15 protein-coding genes are annotated in these 15,496 nt (G+C 62.8%); 13 read left to right on the forward strand and 2 right to left on the reverse strand.

Annotation, left to right across the window (positions count from 1 at the left end):
* Nucleotides 1-6: 6 nt before the first annotated feature.
* Both cysW and PspR32_RS00830 read left to right on the forward strand, forming a co-directional pair.
* Entirely contained in the window at nucleotides 7-879 is an 873-nt protein-coding gene (gene cysW / locus PspR32_RS00825; RefSeq protein ID WP_010222099.1) for a sulfate ABC transporter permease subunit CysW, read from the forward strand.
* 3 nt (nucleotides 880-882) lie between these two features.
* Nucleotides 883-1,872 (forward strand): sulfate/molybdate ABC transporter ATP-binding protein, encoded by a 990-nt coding sequence (locus PspR32_RS00830; RefSeq protein WP_010222100.1) that lies wholly within the window; start codon nucleotides 883-885, stop codon nucleotides 1,870-1,872.
* A 93-nt stretch (nucleotides 1,873-1,965) separates the two neighbouring features.
* Here PspR32_RS00830 and PspR32_RS00835 read toward each other — a convergent pair whose 3' ends face one another.
* Both PspR32_RS00835 and PspR32_RS00840 read right to left on the reverse strand, forming a co-directional pair.
* Nucleotides 1,966-3,573 carry an alkaline phosphatase family protein gene (locus PspR32_RS00835; RefSeq protein WP_159387964.1) on the reverse strand — a complete coding sequence of 536 codons (1,608 nt, stop codon included), beginning with the start codon at nucleotides 3,571-3,573 and terminating at the stop codon, nucleotides 1,966-1,968.
* A gap of 100 nt (nucleotides 3,574-3,673) precedes the next feature.
* Nucleotides 3,674-4,624 carry a LysR family transcriptional regulator gene (locus tag PspR32_RS00840; protein ID WP_159387965.1) on the reverse strand — a complete coding sequence of 317 codons (951 nt, stop codon included), beginning with the start codon at nucleotides 4,622-4,624 and terminating at the stop codon, nucleotides 3,674-3,676.
* 144 nt (nucleotides 4,625-4,768) lie between these two features.
* Between PspR32_RS00840 and PspR32_RS00845 the strand changes: the two genes are divergently transcribed.
* From PspR32_RS00845 to PspR32_RS00895, 11 genes are all read left to right on the forward strand, one after another.
* Nucleotides 4,769-7,111, forward strand: a complete 2,343-nt coding sequence (locus tag PspR32_RS00845) for a TonB-dependent receptor (protein ID WP_159387966.1) — start codon at nucleotides 4,769-4,771, stop codon at nucleotides 7,109-7,111.
* Nucleotides 7,112-7,358: 247 nt separating this feature from the next.
* Entirely contained in the window at nucleotides 7,359-8,171 is an 813-nt protein-coding gene (locus tag PspR32_RS00850; RefSeq protein ID WP_159387967.1) for an energy transducer TonB, read from the forward strand.
* A 28-nt stretch (nucleotides 8,172-8,199) separates the two neighbouring features.
* Nucleotides 8,200-8,928: a MotA/TolQ/ExbB proton channel family protein gene (locus PspR32_RS00855; RefSeq protein ID WP_010222105.1), complete on the forward strand. Its 729-nt coding sequence runs from the start codon at nucleotides 8,200-8,202 to the stop codon at nucleotides 8,926-8,928.
* A gap of 1 nt (nucleotide 8,929) precedes the next feature.
* Nucleotides 8,930-9,331, forward strand: coding sequence for an ExbD/TolR family protein (locus tag PspR32_RS00860; RefSeq protein WP_010222106.1), 402 nt, complete (start codon nucleotides 8,930-8,932; stop codon nucleotides 9,329-9,331).
* 210 nt (nucleotides 9,332-9,541) lie between these two features.
* Nucleotides 9,542-10,123 carry an alpha/beta hydrolase gene (locus tag PspR32_RS00865; RefSeq protein ID WP_159387968.1) on the forward strand — a complete coding sequence of 194 codons (582 nt, stop codon included), beginning with the start codon at nucleotides 9,542-9,544 and terminating at the stop codon, nucleotides 10,121-10,123.
* 69 nt (nucleotides 10,124-10,192) lie between these two features.
* The gene (locus tag PspR32_RS00870; RefSeq protein WP_036995359.1) at nucleotides 10,193-11,134 is read left to right on the forward strand and encodes a sigma 54-interacting transcriptional regulator; all 942 of its coding nucleotides are present in this window, start codon (nucleotides 10,193-10,195) and stop codon (nucleotides 11,132-11,134) included.
* Nucleotides 11,135-11,310: 176 nt separating this feature from the next.
* Nucleotides 11,311-12,096: a MetQ/NlpA family ABC transporter substrate-binding protein gene (locus PspR32_RS00875; protein ID WP_010222109.1), complete on the forward strand. Its 786-nt coding sequence runs from the start codon at nucleotides 11,311-11,313 to the stop codon at nucleotides 12,094-12,096.
* A 429-nt stretch (nucleotides 12,097-12,525) separates the two neighbouring features.
* Nucleotides 12,526-13,191: an amino acid ABC transporter permease gene (locus tag PspR32_RS00880; protein ID WP_010222110.1), complete on the forward strand. Its 666-nt coding sequence runs from the start codon at nucleotides 12,526-12,528 to the stop codon at nucleotides 13,189-13,191.
* Nucleotides 13,172-13,831 carry an amino acid ABC transporter permease gene (locus PspR32_RS00885; RefSeq protein WP_159387969.1) on the forward strand — a complete coding sequence of 220 codons (660 nt, stop codon included), beginning with the start codon at nucleotides 13,172-13,174 and terminating at the stop codon, nucleotides 13,829-13,831. The genes PspR32_RS00880 and PspR32_RS00885 overlap by 20 nt, the downstream gene beginning before the upstream one ends.
* Nucleotides 13,828-14,601, forward strand: coding sequence for an amino acid ABC transporter ATP-binding protein (locus PspR32_RS00890; RefSeq protein ID WP_010222112.1), 774 nt, complete (start codon nucleotides 13,828-13,830; stop codon nucleotides 14,599-14,601). The genes PspR32_RS00885 and PspR32_RS00890 overlap by 4 nt, the downstream gene beginning before the upstream one ends.
* Entirely contained in the window at nucleotides 14,598-15,476 is an 879-nt protein-coding gene (locus PspR32_RS00895) for a transporter substrate-binding domain-containing protein (protein WP_159387970.1), read from the forward strand. Before PspR32_RS00890 ends, PspR32_RS00895 begins: the two co-directional genes overlap by 4 nt.
* Nucleotides 15,477-15,496 lie beyond the last annotated feature (20 nt).

Below are 15,496 nucleotides of genomic sequence, written 5' to 3' on the forward strand. Positions count from 1 at the left end.
ACGTCCATGTCTGCGACTTCTATTGGCGCGGCCGCTTCGGCCAACGCCGCCCGCCGTGGCAGTGCCACTTCACGGCGCATCCTGATCAGCCTTGGCTGGTTGATCTTTGCCCTGTTCCTGCTGCTGCCGCTGGTGATCGTGGTGTCCCAGGGCCTGAAAATGGGCCTGGGAACGTTCTTCGAGGCGATCTTCGAGCCCGACGCCTTGTCGGCGCTGAAGCTGACCCTGATCGCCGTGGCCATCTCGGTGCCGCTGAACCTGGTGTTCGGGGTCAGCGCCGCCTGGTGCGTGAGCAAGTACACTTTCCGTGGCAAGAGCATCCTGGTCACCCTCATCGACCTGCCATTTTCGGTGTCGCCGGTGATCGCAGGCCTGGTCTACGTGCTGATGTTCGGTGCCCAGGGCCTGTTCGGGCCGTGGCTGCAGGATCACGACATCCAGATCGTCTTCGCCTTGCCGGGCATTGTTCTGGCGACCATCTTCGTCACCGTGCCGTTCGTGGCGCGTGAACTGATCCCGCTGATGCAGGAGCAGGGCACCCAGGAAGAGGAGGCCGCGCGCCTGCTCGGTGCCAACGGCTGGCAAATGTTCTGGCACGTGACCCTGCCCAACATCAAATGGGGCCTGATCTACGGCGTGGTGTTGTGTACCGCGCGGGCGATGGGTGAGTTTGGTGCGGTGTCGGTGGTGTCCGGGCACATTCGCGGGGTGACCAACACCTTGCCGCTGCACGTCGAGATCCTCTACAACGAATACAACCACGTTGCGGCCTTCAGCGTCGCCAGCCTGTTGCTGATCCTGGCGCTCTTCATCCTGCTGCTCAAGCAGTGGAGCGAGTCCCGTATTAACCGTCTGCGCCATAACGCGGCGGAGGAATAATTCATGTCGATCGAAGTTCGTAACGTCAGCAAGCGCTTCAACGCTTTCCAGGCACTGGACAGCATCAACCTGGATATCCACAGCGGCGAGCTGGTGGCCTTGCTCGGCCCGTCCGGCTGCGGCAAGACCACCCTGCTGCGGATCATCGCCGGGCTGGAAACCCCCGACCAGGGCAGCATCGTCTTCCACGGCGAAGACGTCTCCGGCCACGACGTGCGTGATCGCAACGTCGGTTTCGTGTTCCAGCACTACGCGCTGTTCCGCCACATGAGCGTGTTCGACAACGTCGCCTTCGGCTTGCGCATGAAGCCCAAGGGCGAGCGCCCGAGCGAGAGCAAGATTGCCGAGAAGGTCCACGAGCTGCTGAACATGGTCCAGCTCGACTGGCTCAGCGACCGTTACCCGGAACAGTTGTCTGGCGGCCAGCGCCAGCGTATTGCCCTGGCCCGCGCCCTGGCGGTGGAGCCCAAGGTGCTGCTGCTCGACGAGCCGTTCGGTGCGCTGGATGCCAAGGTGCGTAAAGAGCTGCGCCGCTGGTTGGCGCGCCTGCACGAGGACATCAACCTGACGTCGGTGTTCGTCACCCATGACCAGGAAGAAGCCATGGAAGTTGCTGACCGTATCGTGGTGATGAACAAGGGCGTGATCGAGCAGATCGGCTCGCCGGGCGAGGTCTACGAGAACCCGGCCAGCGACTTTGTTTATCACTTCCTCGGCGACTCCAACCGCCTGCACCTGAGTGAAGGCCACCACGTGTTGTTCCGCCCGCATGAAGTGTCGCTGTCGCGTCACGAGATCGAGGGCCACCACCCGGCCGAAGTGCGCGATATCCGCCCGCTGGGGGCAACTACCCGGGTGACCTTGAAGGTCGAAGGGCAGAGCGAGCTGATCGAGGCCGAGGTGGTCAAGGACCATGACAGCCTGAGTGGTTTGGCGCGCGGCGAGACCTTGTTCTTCAAGCCCAAGGTCTGGCAGAAAGTGGCCAATATCTAAGGGCCTCATCGCTGGCAAGCCAGCTCCCACAGGTACTGCATACACTGAACCCTGTGGGAGCTGGCTTGCCAGCGATGGGCTGCAAAGCAGCCCCTACCACACCCCGATCTTCACCACGCTATCCTCCCGCGGCTCGCCATAACGAAACCACTGCCCACGCCGCTCGATTTCGGCGTGGCTGATGGTGGTCCGCCGCTTCAAGCCCCTCAGCCATTCGAACAAGTAGCCCTGGTGCGTCTCGCGCACATCCGCATAGGCCGGATCCGCGCCCAGGTCGTGCAATTCCTGCGGGTCATTGAGCAGGTCGAACAGCTGCGCGCGAAAGCCGTCATAGGCCAGGTACTTCCAGCGCTCGCTGCGCACCATGGTCATCCGGCAACGGTCGATTGGCTGGCCCAGGCGCTCACGGGCCGGGGCCTGGAAGGCGTAGTCGTATTCGGCGATGGCATAGCTGCGCCAGGTGCTGGCCGTGCCATGCAATAGCGGAATCAACGAGCGCCCCTCCAGCCGATGCTCGGCACTCGGCAGCCCTAGCGCGTCGAGAAAGGTCGGCAGCGCATCGATGGTTTCCACCAAGCGCTCATCCACCGTGCCCCGGCTGACATCGGCCGCCGCGCGCGGATCACGCACGATCAGTGGCACACCCACCGCCGGCTCGAGGAGAAACTCCTTTTCGCCCAGGCCGTGGTCGCCGAGGAAATCGCCGTGATCGCTGGTGAACACGATCAGCGTGTCATCCCAGCGCCCATTGCTTTGCAGCACATCGAACAGGCGCCCGAGCTGGTCGTCGATCTGTTTGATCAGGCCCATGTAGGTGGGGATCACTTTCAGGCGGACTTCTTCGCGAGAGAAGTTGAGGCTTTCCTGGTGCTGGCGGAACGCGGCATACACCGGGTGATTGTTGTCTTGCTGAACGGGTATGGCTGCCTGCACCTGGCTGGCGCGGTACAACGCGTGGTACGGCGCGGGGGCGATGTAGGGCCAGTGCGGCTTGATGTACGACAGGTGCAGGCACCAGGGGTGCTCGCCCTGGGCCTGGATGAAGTCGATGGCGCGGTCGGTGGTATAGACCGTCTCCGAATGCTGCTCGGGCAGGCGCGTTGGCAGGTCGGCGTTGCGCATGTGCCAGCCGCTGAGGATTTCACCGTCGTCGCCTTCGGCGGCATTGGCCCAGCTGTGCCAGGGGTTTTCGCCGGTAAAGCCATGGTCGCGCAGGTAGCGGGTGTAGGGCGCGCTTTCGCGTTTGTCGGCGAACAGCGAATCGTCGGGGAAGATCCCGTCGTGACGGGCAACGGGCTCGAAACCCACCTCGTTGAGTTGTTCGGCCATGCTCCCGAGCGGGTCGATGGCCAGTTGTTGCAAGGCTTCCTGGTTCGGCGTGGCGTGGGTCTTGCCCACCAGCGCGGTGCGGATCCCGGCCGGACGCAGGTAATCGCCCAGGGTCAGTTCCTCCAACGGCAGCGGCACAGCGTTCCAGGCGACCTGATGGCTGCTGACATAGCGCCCGGTGTAGGCCGACATTCGCGACGGCCCGCAGATGGTGCCCTGGGTATAGGCGCGGCTGAAGCGCACCCCGGCGGCGGCCAGGCGGTCGATGTTCGGCGTGTGCAAGTGGCGGTGGCCGTAGCACGAGAGGTAATCGCGACGCAGTTGGTCGCACATGATGTACAGCACGTTGCGCACGGCAGTGGGGTGGGGCATGGCAGTCACCTGAGCGAATTTCAGCTGACTGTTTTCGCCGCCCGAGGCACGCATCACAAGCGCATTTGGCGAATGCTGGCGATGCGTGCCGCGCAATGGCTCAGATCGCCAGCTGCTCCAGGTTGCAGGTGTCCAGGGCGCGGTCGGCCTGATCGGTGAGGATGATCTGCTCGATCATTGCCTCGGCCAGCGGCGACAGGCGCAGGCGCGCCTGGCTGACGATGCCATAGCGGGTGTAGAGCTCCTCGCAGTTGTCACCCAGGCCGTCGATGTTCAGCCGTACCAGCTTGCCATTAGCGTTGTGCAGGGCGTCGCTGTACGAACCGCAGATGCCGATCGCATCGGAGTTGAGCACGACGCCAAGCAGGCTGTAACTGTTCTCGCACTCGACGTTGGCGACGAAATCCGGGCGACCGCTCAGGTCGGCGATCACCTTGCGCAGGTTTGGCGGACGCAAGGTGACGGCCAGTGGGTACTGCAACAGCTGCTCGGCGCTGACGCCGGGCAGCGCCGCCAGCGGATGCCCGGCTCGGCAGCAGAAGTGCCAGCGCCGTGGGCGCAAGCGCAGGGTCTGGTACTGCGGATCGGCTTCGAAGTGGCGGGTGTCGGCAACGAAGAATTCGAACTCCTCGGCCAGCAGGCGCTTGTTCAGGCTCTGCCAGTCATCGACCTGAAACTGCACCCGTGCCTTGGGGTAGCGGCCGATGAAGCCGCCAATCGCCCGCGGCACCAGGCCCGCTGCTGGCGCCGGGCCGCAGCCGAAACGCAGCTCGCCCGCCTCCAGGCCATTGAACTGGCTGATTTCGTTGCTCAGCTGGCGCGCGCCACCGACCAGCCGCCGCGCGTGTTCGAGCACCACCAGGCCTTGCTTGGTCGGCGGCAGCTCCTTGTGCGAGCGGTCAACCAACTGGCAACCGGCACTGTGTTCCAGGGCCTGGATGCTGCGGCTGAAGGCCGATTGCGAGAGGTTCACCGCTGTCGCCGCGGCGACGAAGCTGCGGTGTTCGGCAAGGGCGATCAGGTGGCGGAGTTGGCGCAGGTCTATATGCATTTTTCACATAAAAAGTATCGGGCAAATGCATTTGCTCTGCCTCTGGTGCACTCCTTATAAAGGCAATCTCTTATGCGGTAAACGTATGTCTAATCATAAATAAATAACTTAAAGGAATATAAATTCCTTTGCCAGGAGCCGCCCATGAGCCTGACCCTTCGCGCTGCACCCTTGTCTTCACGGCGGCTCCAGCGCCTGCCCCTGGCCTTGCTGCTGGCCGGCAGCGCCCACTGGTTGCCGGCCCAGGCTGCAGAAACGGCAAAGCCCGAGGCCAAGGCCAGTGACAGCCAGCTCAAGACTGTTACCGTCACCGCCCGGCGCCGCGAAGAGAGCGCGCAGAGCGTGCCGACGCCGATCAGCGTGCTCGACGGCCAGGCCCTGGAAAGCCAGCGGGTCTATCGCATCCAGGACCTGCAGCAACTGGTGCCCAGCGTCAACGTCGCTTACATGCATGCGCGCCAGTCCAGCGTGTCGATTCGCGGTCTTGGCAACAACCCGGCCAGTGATGGCCTGGAAGGCAGCGTCGGCCTGTACCTGGACAACGTCTACCTCGGCCGCCCGGGCATGGCGGTGTTTGACCTCATGGACATCGAGCAACTGGAAGTGCTGCGTGGCCCGCAAGGCACGCTGTTCGGCAAGAACACCACTGCCGGGGTGATCAATATCAGCACCCGTGCGCCGAGCTTCACCCCCGAGCGCAGCATCGAAACCTCAGTGGGCGAGGATGGCTACTTCCAAACCAAGGGCACCCTGTCCGGGCCCTTGAGCGAGACCCTGGCCGGGCGCATTTCGGCCTACCGCACGCGCAACGACGGCGACATCAAGAACGAGTTCGACGGCCACACCCTCAACGGCGGTTCGCGCCAGGGCTTTCGCGGGCAGTTGCTGTACAAACCCAACGAGCAGTTCAACCTGCGCTGGATCGGCGACTACAACGAAGAGGATTCCAGCGCCGGCACCCGCCTGCTGTACAGCACCGGGCCGACCATCAATGGCGTCAACCGCTATGAAGCGCGGGCCCGGGCCGCTGGGGCGACGTTGGTCGACGGCAGCAAGCGCAAGGTCAACCTCGATGACGATCAGCAGGTCACGGTGTTCCAGGGCGGCACGTCACTGGAAGCCAACTGGACCCTGGCCAACGACTTCACTCTGACCTCGGTGAGCTCCTACCGCTGGTGGGATTTCACCCCGCGCAACGACGATGGCCTCAATGTGCCGGCGGCCTACAACGCCGGGGTGTCGGTGCGCGATAAGCAATACTCGCAGGAGTTGCGCCTGGCCTCACCCAGCGGCGGCTTCTTTGACTATGTCATCGGTGCCTATTACTTCGGCTCGGATCTGGATAACAAATCCTTTGTTCATTACGGGCCCCAGGCCGATGTCTGGAATGGCACGCCAGCCGGTGCGCTGGCCAATGTCAGCAGCGTCGGCAAGGGCCATATCGAGACCGACAGCTTTGCCTTGTTCGCCCAGGGTACCTGGCACCTGAGCGAGCGCCTGGACTTCACCGCCGGGGTACGCGGCACCTACGAAGAGAAAAGCGCCTGGGTCGATCGTGCCGCGCCGGTTGGTGGTGCCGCTGTGGCAGGCGCTGCGGCAACCGCACGCCAGGGCCGGGTTGGCGCCTATGATTCGGGCGACCTCAACCAGTACAGCACCAGCCCTTCGGGCTTGCTCAACCTGAGTTATCGCTTCACCGATGACCTGCTCGGCTATGCCACCTTGTCCCACGGCGAGAAGTCCGGTGGCGTCAACCTGGCGGTGGGCACGGCGCCGGTGGCTGGCGCCGACTCGCTGTTGATTGGCACCGAGCGCGCCAACAATGCTGAGCTGGGCGTGAAGAGCACCCTGTGGGACCGTCGCCTGCAGCTCAACGCCAACCTGTTCTGGACCGAAGTGCACGGCTACCAGACCAACGCCTACGACGACGCCAACCGCGTGCAGTACCTGACCAACGCCGGCTCCGTGCGTTCGCGCGGGGTGGAGTTGGAAAGCACGCTGATCCCGCTGCGCGGCCTGACCCTGAACCTTAACGGCTCCTACAACGACGTTCGGTACCTGTCCTACAAGGACGCTCCGTGCGCGCCAGAAGTCGCGCTGCAACCGGGGGCACCCGCGGCCTGCGACTTGAGCGGCCACCAGGTGGTCGGCGCCTCGAAATGGATCGCCAACGCCAACGGCCAGTACCAGTGGGACCTGGACAACGGCCTGCAGCCATACGTCACCGCCAGCTACGCGTTCCGCTCCAAGGCGGTGGGCACGGTCGAAGATTCGGACTTTGCGCAGATCCCCAGCTATGCCGTGGTCAACCTGTCCACCGGCCTGCGTGGCGACCTTGGCCAGGGCCAGTGGGATGTCTCGCTGTGGCTGAAGAACGCCTTCGACAAGACCTACTACACCACCCTCTGGAGCGCGGCCAACGGCGGCTATGAAGGCCTGTTGGGCACCCCGAGAACCTTGGGTGTCACCGGCCGCTACGACTTCTGAAACGGCGTTTTGCCATGCCTTTGCCGAATATTTTTCATGCACTGCAGGCATGGCGTTTCAGGCGCTTGGCGCCAGCCCTTGAAGGGCGCGGCTTAGAGCGGTTCAGCCGTTTTGTATATGTATTTTTGTTCTATTCATAACTTTAAAAATTACTTTAAGACATAAGCAGCAGAAGTTGATGATCCACCCCAGCGAAGGCAATTGACCTGCCTTCGACGAAACGCACTCACGTCCCAGGAGTTGATCAATGGGTAATGTCCAGACCGCCGCCAGTGCTCACGATGTGCTTTGGCGCCAGACGCCGAGCGGCGAGCTGGTCGACCTCGGTCGCCCGCTGCGGTTGCCGCTGGCGCAGTTGCGCCTGCAAAGCACGCCGAAAAGCGCGCTGAGCCGTCGGGAGAAAATTCTGCTCGGGGTGTTTGCCCTGGCCTTGCACGGAGCGGTGGCCTACTGGGTCAGCCAGGCGCCGACCCCGGTGTTGCCGGTGGTCCCGCCGGAAATTCCGCCGATGACCATCGAGTTTTCGCAACCGGCACCCCCGGCTGTCGAGCCGCCACCGCCACCACCACCGCCGACAGTGGTCGAGCCGCCGCCACCGGTGGTCGATGAACTGGCGGCCAAGCCTGCGCCGAAACCGGTCGCCAAGCCCAAGCCGAAACCCGTGCCCAAGCCGGTCCCCAAACCTGCGCCGAAGGCTGTCGAGCAACCGCCTGCGCCGCCACAACCGCCACAACCGCCACAACCGCCAGCACCTCCCGCACCGCCGGCGCCAGCCCCGGTGACGCCGGCTTCGGCCAACGCCGGGTACCTGAAGAACCCGGCGCCGGAATACCCGTCGCTGGCCCAGCGGCGCGGTTGGGAAGGCACGGTGTTGTTGCGGGTACAGGTGCTGGCCAGCGGCAAGCCGGGAGACATCCAGATTCAGAAAAGCAGTGGCCGCCAGCAACTCGACGACGCCGCCCTGGCGGCGGTCAAGCGCTGGAGCTTCGTCCCGGCCAAGCAGGGCGACGTGGCCCAGGACGGCTGGGTCAGCGTACCCATCGACTTCAAGATCCGCTAATTCGCGCTAACAGAAGAGAGTATTGATCATGACTGTATTGGCATCCCCCCTCGAATCCATCGAAAGCGCGGTGATCTGGCTGCTGGTGGGCTTCTCCGTCGTCACCTGGGGCCTGGCCCTGGTCAAGGGCGTGCAGTTCGTGCGCCTGAAGAATCAGGACAAACGTTTCCACAAACAATTCTGGGCTGCCTCAAGCCTGGATTCAGCCGCCGAACTCAGCCATGCGCAACCGGGCGCCGCCGCCCGTGTCGCCCAGGCCGGTTATGCCGCCATTGCCGTCGGTGAACCCGGCCAGCAGGCCAGCGACCTGAGCCAGGCGATCAACCATCAGGACCGCCTCGAACGTGCCCTGCGCCAGCAGATCGTGCGGGAGCGCCGTTCGCTGGAAACCGGCCTGGCGGTAGTCGCCAGTATCGGCAGCACCTCGCCCTTCATCGGCCTGTTCGGCACCGTCTGGGGGATCATGGAAGCCCTCAAGGGCATCAGCGCCGCAGGCTCGGCGAGCCTGGAAACCGTGGCCGGGCCGATCGGTGCGGCGCTGGTCGCCACTGGTGTGGGTATCGCTGTCGCGGTGCCGGCGGTGCTGGTCTACAACTACTTCCTGCGCCGCCTGAAGCTGACCGCCGCCGACCTCGATGACTTTGCCCACGATTTCTATAGCCTGGCGCAGAAGAGCGCGTTTCGGGTGCTGGTGCACCCCACCGCCTACAAGGCCGTCGCTGGCCAGAACACCCAGAAAGTGAAGGAGGCATCCTGATATGGCCTTCTCGACCCAGGACAGTGATGAAGTACTCAGCGAGATCAACGTAACGCCGCTGGTGGATGTGATGCTGGTGCTGCTGGTGGTGTTCATCGTCACCGCGCCACTGCTGACCAACGCCATCCCCATCAACCTGCCCAAGACCGAGGCCGTGGCCCCGGTGGAGCAGAAGGACCCGCTGGTGGTCAGCATCGACGGTGGCGGCAAGCTGTTCATCAACAAGGACCAGATCCAGCCGGATCTGCTGGAAACCAACCTGCAGGCGGCCAAGGCCAAGGACCCGGAGCTGCGCGTGCAGCTGCAGGCCGACGATGGCGTGAACTATGGGGAAGTGGCGCGGGCCATGGCCTCGATCGAACGTGCGGGTATCACCAAGCTGTCGGTGATCACCGCCCGCTGAGCAACATCTCTCAGGCAATGCTTCAGGGGCCAGTCCTTCGGCAGGGGGTGGCCCCTTTTTTTATCGCCCCTGTAGGAGCGGGCTTGCCCCGAAATGAGGTCGGTTCTGATTCGATATTTGGTTATTAATAAATAGCTTCTTATTCCTTTACGAATATAACCACCCCCCTATACTTGGCCTCATGCACGCAAACGCAGCAGGAGGAGCCCCATGCGCAACGAGTCGATCCGTTACCTGATTGTGCCGGGCTGGCAAGGTTCGCCAGACGATCATTGGCAAACTCACTGGCAGCAGGTGTTGCCCAACAGCGCCCGGGTCGAGCAAGCCGACTGGTTGACCCCACAGCGCCAGGACTGGGTGGCCGCACTCGAGCATGCCGTGGCCGCGGATGAATCGCCGGTGATCCTTATCGCCCACAGCCTGGGGTGCATCACTGTTGCCCATTGGGCGGCGCAGGCCAGCGCGACCCTGTTGCGCCGCATACGGGGTGCCTTGCTGGTGGCCCCGGCGGACGTCGAACGCCCGACCTGCGCACCAGCCCTGCGTAACTTCGCACCGATTCCGCAACTGCTGCTGCCATTTCCCAGCCAGGTGGTCAGCTCTGATAACGACCCGGCCGTGAGCACCCCGCGGGCCATGCAGCTGGCCCGTGCCTGGGGCGCCGAGACCGGCTTTCTGGCCGGTGCCGGGCATATCAACGTCAAGTCCGGGCACCGTCGCTGGGAGCAGGGTTTCGCTTACCTGTATCGCCTGCAGAACCGCTTGGAACAGCACGCCCTACGCCGCGCCTGACCTTCCGGCGCTGACCCTTCGCCTTGATTCGAACGCCCGGCCGGAAAGCGCCAAGGGCGGGAGTTTGCCATGAGTAATCACGACACCTTCGGCCAGCCTTTGCTGACGTTTCCCGAACTGGACAAGAGCCCGTTGAGCATTCGCGCCAAGGCGCTGGTGTTCGTCGACCCGCGCTCGCGGCAACTGCGCGAGGAGCTCGAGCTGCTCGCGCCCTTGGCCCTGCCGGTGCTGATCCGCGGCGAGACCGGAACCGGCAAGGAGCTACTGGCCCGGCAGATTCATCGCGCCAGTGATCGCGGCGGGCTATTTGTTTCGGTCAATTGCGCGGCGATCAGCCCGACCTATGCCGACGCCGAGCTGTTCGGTTACAGCGCCGGTGCCCACAGCGGTGCGGCCAGCAGTCGGGCGGGCTGGTTTGGTTCGGCCAACGGCGGGACCCTGTACCTGGACGAAATCGCCGACTTGCCGCTGCCGATCCAGACCAAGCTGCTCTCGGCGCTGGAGAATCGCGAAGTCACCCGCGTCGGTGCCCAGCAACCGAACCCGGTGGACGTGCGCCTGGTCGCCGCGTCGAGCATTGACCTGGCGGAGGCGGTGAGTGCCGGTAAGTTTCATGAGCGCCTTTATCATTACCTGCGCGAAGGCCAGCTCGAGCTGCCGGCTTTGCGCGAACGGGTCGGCGATATCCTGCCGCTGGCCGAGTATTTCGTCGGCATCTACAGCCCGCGCCTGAACCTGCCGGTGCCCTTGATCAGCGAAGCGGCGCAGCGGCTGCTCGAGTTGCACAGCTGGCCGGGCAATACCCGCGAACTTGAGAACGTCATTCACTTTGCCCTGCTGGTCAGCAGCGGTGAAGAAATTCTCCCCCAGCACCTGAACCTGCCGACACCGTTGAGCGCTCTGGCCCGCCAGCTGGAGCAGTTGCTGAGCCTTGGCGAGCCGGGTGAACGCAGTGCGCTGCAACAACTGCTGGAAGCGGCCCTGTTGCGCCTGGCGCAACCAGGCGCCTGAACCCATGCAAGGGGTGCATGACGGTTCCTGTTAGAAATGGAATAAGAAGCGAAATAAAAGATATTGTTCTGGCATAAAAAATCTAGGTATTGTCCGCCTCAAGCCAGCTAGCAACGTACTGGCAACCCTCACCTTCGCCGTCGCCCGATGGCCGTGTATTCGAATAAGGACTGCGCATGAAAAAGGCTCTGTTGTTGACTGCTCTGGCGGCCGCTCTGTCGGTTGCAGGTTTTGCCCAGGCGGGCGAGAAGCTGGTAGTTGCCGCTACCCCGGTACCGCACGCGGAAATCCTCGAGCTGATCAAGCCGACCCTGGCCAAGGAAGGTGTGGACCTGGAGATCAAGGTCTTCACCGACTATGTGCAGCCTAACGTGCAGGTCGACCAGAAGCGTCTGGACGCCAACTACTTCCAGACCCTGCCGTACCTGAAGAACTTCAACGAAGGCAAAGGCACCCACCTGGAAACCGTGATCGGCGTGCACGTCGAACCGTTCGGCGGCTACTCGAAGAAGGTCACCAAGCTGAGCGATCTGAAGGACGGCGCTACCGTTGCCATCCCTAACGAAGGCAGCAACAGCGGTCGTGCCCTGCTGCTGTTGCAGAAGGCTGGCCTGATCACCCTGAAAGACCCGAAGAACGCCCTGGCGACCCCGAAAGACATTGCCCAGAACCCGAAGAAACTGAAATTCCGCGAGCTTGAGTCGGCCATGCTGCCGCGTGTGCTGGATCAGGTCGACCTAGACATGATCAACACCAACTACGCCCTGGAAGCCGGCCTGAACCCGGCCAAGGACGCCCTGGTGATCGAAGGTGCCGACTCGCCGTACGTGAACTTCCTGGTCGCCCGTCCGGACAACAAGGACAGCGCCGCCATCCAGAAGCTGGCCAAGGCCCTGACCAGCCCTGAAGTGAAGACCTTCATCGAGAAGAAATACAGCGGCGCGGTACTGCCGGCGTTCTGATCCGCGGCAGCACCTTTAGTACCCTGATAACGCCGACGCCGGCTCTGCTGCGTCGGCGTTTTCGTGTGTGCCTCAGTTGCGGGTTTGCACCGCGCGCAACAAGGCGCTGAGCAGTTTCAACAGGTCTTGGGGATCGTGGTTCGCTTGGCTGTTCATTGTTGTTGTCTTCCTTGAAAGGGAGGGAAGTGACAGCGCTTGGATAGCATTTGCAGCGAAAAGATCCCGCCACCGCCAAGGATTTCGCAGGTTAGCTGTTTGGGTGATATCAATATGCAATAAAGGTATTTAAATAAATATTTTTATACCTTTAGAGTCTACCTATTGTGCTTACCCGCACTGACAACCCCTGTTTAGAGCCGCCCGTTTACCCTCGGGCCGGTCCGAGATCCTGTCCATGACGCATCGTCACTGTCTGCCGAGGCTTACTCCATGAGCTTCGACTTCGCTTTTATCCTTAGCACATTGCCAGCGTTTCTCAAGGCGGTGGGCGTCACCCTGCAAGTCGGCCTGATCGCCATCGGCACTTCGCTGCTGGTGGCGCTGGTCAACGCGGCGATCCTGGTTTACCGCACGCCGTACCTGCAGCGCCTGGTAAAGCTCTATGTGGAGCTGGCGCGCAACACGCCGCTGCTGATCCAGCTCTTCTTCGTCTACTTCGCCTTGCCGGAACTGGGCTTGAAGATTTCCGGTTTTGCTGCGGCGCTCATCACCATGACCTTCCTCGGCGGCGCCTACCTGACCGAGGTGCTGCGCGCAGGCGTCGAGGCGGTGCCGGTGGCGCAACTGGAGTCGGGGCGCTCCATCGGCCTGTCGGAAGGCCAGTTGCTGCGCCATGTGATCCTGCCCCAGGCGGGGATCCTCAGCCTGCCGGCGCTGTTCGCCAATTTCATCTTTTTGCTCAAGGAAACCACCGTGGTGTCGGCGGTGGCGGTGCCGGAGATTCTCTACACCACCAAGAGCTATATCGCCCTGTACTACAAGACCTACGAGATGCTTGCGGTGCTGACGCTGATCTGCGTGCTGCTGTTCCTGCCATTGTCGCTGCTGCTTAGCCGCCTGGAACGGAGGCTGCAGCATGGCCAGTTCGGGTCTTGAGTTGTTGCTGGTGTCCTTGCCGCAACTGGGCAAGGGGGCCGCGCAAACCCTGGCAATTTCGGCGCTGAGCATCCTCTTCGCCACTCTCGGCGGCTTGCTCTACGGCGTGTTGGCGACCCTGGGCAAACGCAGTGTGAATGTGCTGCTGCGCATCTACCTGGAGCTGTTCCGGGCGATCCCGGTGCTGGTCTGGCTGTACCTGCTGTTTTTCGGCCTGCCGATTTTCTTTGCCTTGAGTATTCCGAGCTTCTGGTGTGCGGTGCTGGTGCTGTCGTTGTGGGGCGCCAGCGAAGTGGGCGAAGTGGTGCGTGGCGCGCTGCAGTCGTTGCCACGCGGGCAGCGCGAAGCGGGCCTGTCGATTGGCCTTTCCGGGTTGCAACTGTATGGCTACGTATTGCTGCCCCAGGCGCTCAAGCGCATGACCCCGCCGACCATCAACATCTACACGCGAATCATCAAGACCAGTTCGCTGGCGGTGCTGATCGGCGTGGTCGACGTGATCAAGGTCGGCCAGCAGATCATCGAGCGCACCTACGAGTCGGTGCTGATCTACGGCGTACTGTTCCTGTTTTTCTTCTTTATCTGCTACCCGCTGTCAGCCGCCTCGCGCGCGCTGGAGCGCCGCTGGACACACGCATGAGCGCACTGATCGAGTTCAAGGGCTTCAACAAATTCTTCGGCGCACAGCAGGTGCTCGACCACGTCGACCTGCAGGTACGCAGCGGCGAAGTGGTGGTGATCCTCGGCCCCAGCGGCTGCGGCAAGAGCACCCTGCTGCGTTGCCTCAATGGCCTGGAAACGGCCCACAGCGGCAGCCTGCGCCTGGCCGGTAAAGAATTGCTGGGGGCCGGCACCGACTGGCGCCAGGTACGCCAGCAGGTCGGCATGGTGTTTCAGAGTTATCACCTGTTCGGCCATATGAGCGTGATCGACAACCTGCTGCTTGGCCCGCTCAAGGTGCAAAAGCGCGAGCGCCGAGAAGCCCAGGCCCACGCTGAAGCCCTGCTGGCCAGGGTCGGCTTGCTGGACAAGCGCGACGCCTTCCCGCGCCAGCTTTCCGGTGGCCAGCAGCAACGCATCGCCATCGTTCGTTCGCTGTGCATGAACCCGCAAGTGATGCTGTTCGACGAAGTCACCGCCGCGCTCGACCCGGAAATGGTCAAGGAAGTGCTGCAGGTGATTCAGGGCCTGGCCCAGGGCGGCATGACCCTGCTCATCGTTACCCATGAAATGGCCTTCGCTCGTGCGGTGGCCGACCGTATCGTGTTCATGGAGGCCGGCAGGATCCTTGAACAACGCGACCCCGAGAGCTTCTTTACGAACCCGCAGAGCGCACGCGCGCAGCAGTTTCTGGAGAAATTCTCCTTTGTTGAAAGCCTGCCCAAAACTCCCGCAAAGGAACTGTCATGAAAACTGCCAAGACTTCGAAACTGCTGTTGTCGGTACTCGGCCTGGCCTTGCTGGCCGGTTGCAACAAGGCTGAAGAACCGGGCAAACCGGCCGCCGGTGGCGCCGCCCCGGCCACCAGCTACCTGGAAACCATCAAGGCCCGCGGCAAGCTGATCGTCGGCGTATTCACCGACAAGCCGCCGTTCGGCTTTGTCGATGAGGCCGGGCGCTATGTCGGTTTTGATACCGACATCGGCCGCCAGTTTGCCAAGGATCTGCTCGGCGACGAGAACAAGGTGGAGTTCGTTGCCGTTGAGCCCGCCAGCCGGATTCCGTTCCTGCAGAGCGACAAGGTCGACCTGATCCTGGCCAACATGACCGTCACCCCGGAACGCAAGGACGCGGTGGAGTTCACCAACCCCAACCTGCGCGTTGCCGTGCAGGCCCTGGTACCGGAAGGCAGCAGCGTGAAGAAGCTCGATGACCTGGCCGACAAGACCACCATCGTCACCACCGGCACCACCGCCGATATCTGGCTGACCAAGAACCACCCGGACTGGAAGCTGCTCAAGTTCGAGAAAAACACCGAGTCGCTGCAGGCCCTGGCCAGTGGTCGTGGTGATGCCTACGCCCAGGACAACCTGATCCTGTTCAGTTGGTCGAAGCAGAACCCGGGCTATCGCGTGCTGGAAGAAAAACTCGGCGAGGAAGCACCGATTGCACCGGCGGTGAAGAAGGGCAACATCGAGCTGCGTGATTGGGTCAACGCCGAACTGGCGCGCCTGGGTGAGCAAAAGTACCTGCTCAAACTGTATGACCAGTATGTGCGCAAGGAGCTCAGCGATGACACCAAGCCTGAGAGCGTGATTGTCGAAGGGGGTAACTGGCAGGGCTGACCATTTGGGGCTGCTGGCGC

This window comes from Pseudomonas sp. R32 (genome assembly GCF_009866705.1).
Lineage (GTDB): Bacteria > Pseudomonadota > Gammaproteobacteria > Pseudomonadales > Pseudomonadaceae > Aquipseudomonas > Aquipseudomonas donghuensis.

Coding starts and splice junctions, on each gene's coding strand:
- PspR32_RS00830 (WP_010222100.1), top strand. CDS start 883: ATGTCGATCGAAGTTCGTAACGTCAGCAAGCGCTTCAACGCTTTCCAG.
- PspR32_RS00860 (WP_010222106.1), top strand. CDS start 8,930: ATGGCCTTCTCGACCCAGGACAGTGATGAAGTACTCAGCGAGATCAAC.
- PspR32_RS00880 (WP_010222110.1), top strand. CDS start 12,526: ATGAGCTTCGACTTCGCTTTTATCCTTAGCACATTGCCAGCGTTTCTC.
- PspR32_RS00845 (WP_159387966.1), top strand. CDS start 4,769: ATGAGCCTGACCCTTCGCGCTGCACCCTTGTCTTCACGGCGGCTCCAG.
- PspR32_RS00850 (WP_159387967.1), top strand. CDS start 7,359: ATGGGTAATGTCCAGACCGCCGCCAGTGCTCACGATGTGCTTTGGCGC.
- PspR32_RS00885 (WP_159387969.1), top strand. CDS start 13,172: ATGGCCAGTTCGGGTCTTGAGTTGTTGCTGGTGTCCTTGCCGCAACTG.
- PspR32_RS00895 (WP_159387970.1), top strand. CDS start 14,598: ATGAAAACTGCCAAGACTTCGAAACTGCTGTTGTCGGTACTCGGCCTG.
- PspR32_RS00835 (WP_159387964.1), bottom strand. CDS start 3,573: ATGCCCCACCCCACTGCCGTGCGCAACGTGCTGTACATCATGTGCGAC.
- PspR32_RS00875 (WP_010222109.1), top strand. CDS start 11,311: ATGAAAAAGGCTCTGTTGTTGACTGCTCTGGCGGCCGCTCTGTCGGTT.
- PspR32_RS00890 (WP_010222112.1), top strand. CDS start 13,828: ATGAGCGCACTGATCGAGTTCAAGGGCTTCAACAAATTCTTCGGCGCA.
- cysW (WP_010222099.1), top strand. CDS start 7: ATGTCTGCGACTTCTATTGGCGCGGCCGCTTCGGCCAACGCCGCCCGC.
- PspR32_RS00855 (WP_010222105.1), top strand. CDS start 8,200: ATGACTGTATTGGCATCCCCCCTCGAATCCATCGAAAGCGCGGTGATC.
- PspR32_RS00870 (WP_036995359.1), top strand. CDS start 10,193: ATGAGTAATCACGACACCTTCGGCCAGCCTTTGCTGACGTTTCCCGAA.
- PspR32_RS00865 (WP_159387968.1), top strand. CDS start 9,542: ATGCGCAACGAGTCGATCCGTTACCTGATTGTGCCGGGCTGGCAAGGT.
- PspR32_RS00840 (WP_159387965.1), bottom strand. CDS start 4,624: ATGCATATAGACCTGCGCCAACTCCGCCACCTGATCGCCCTTGCCGAA.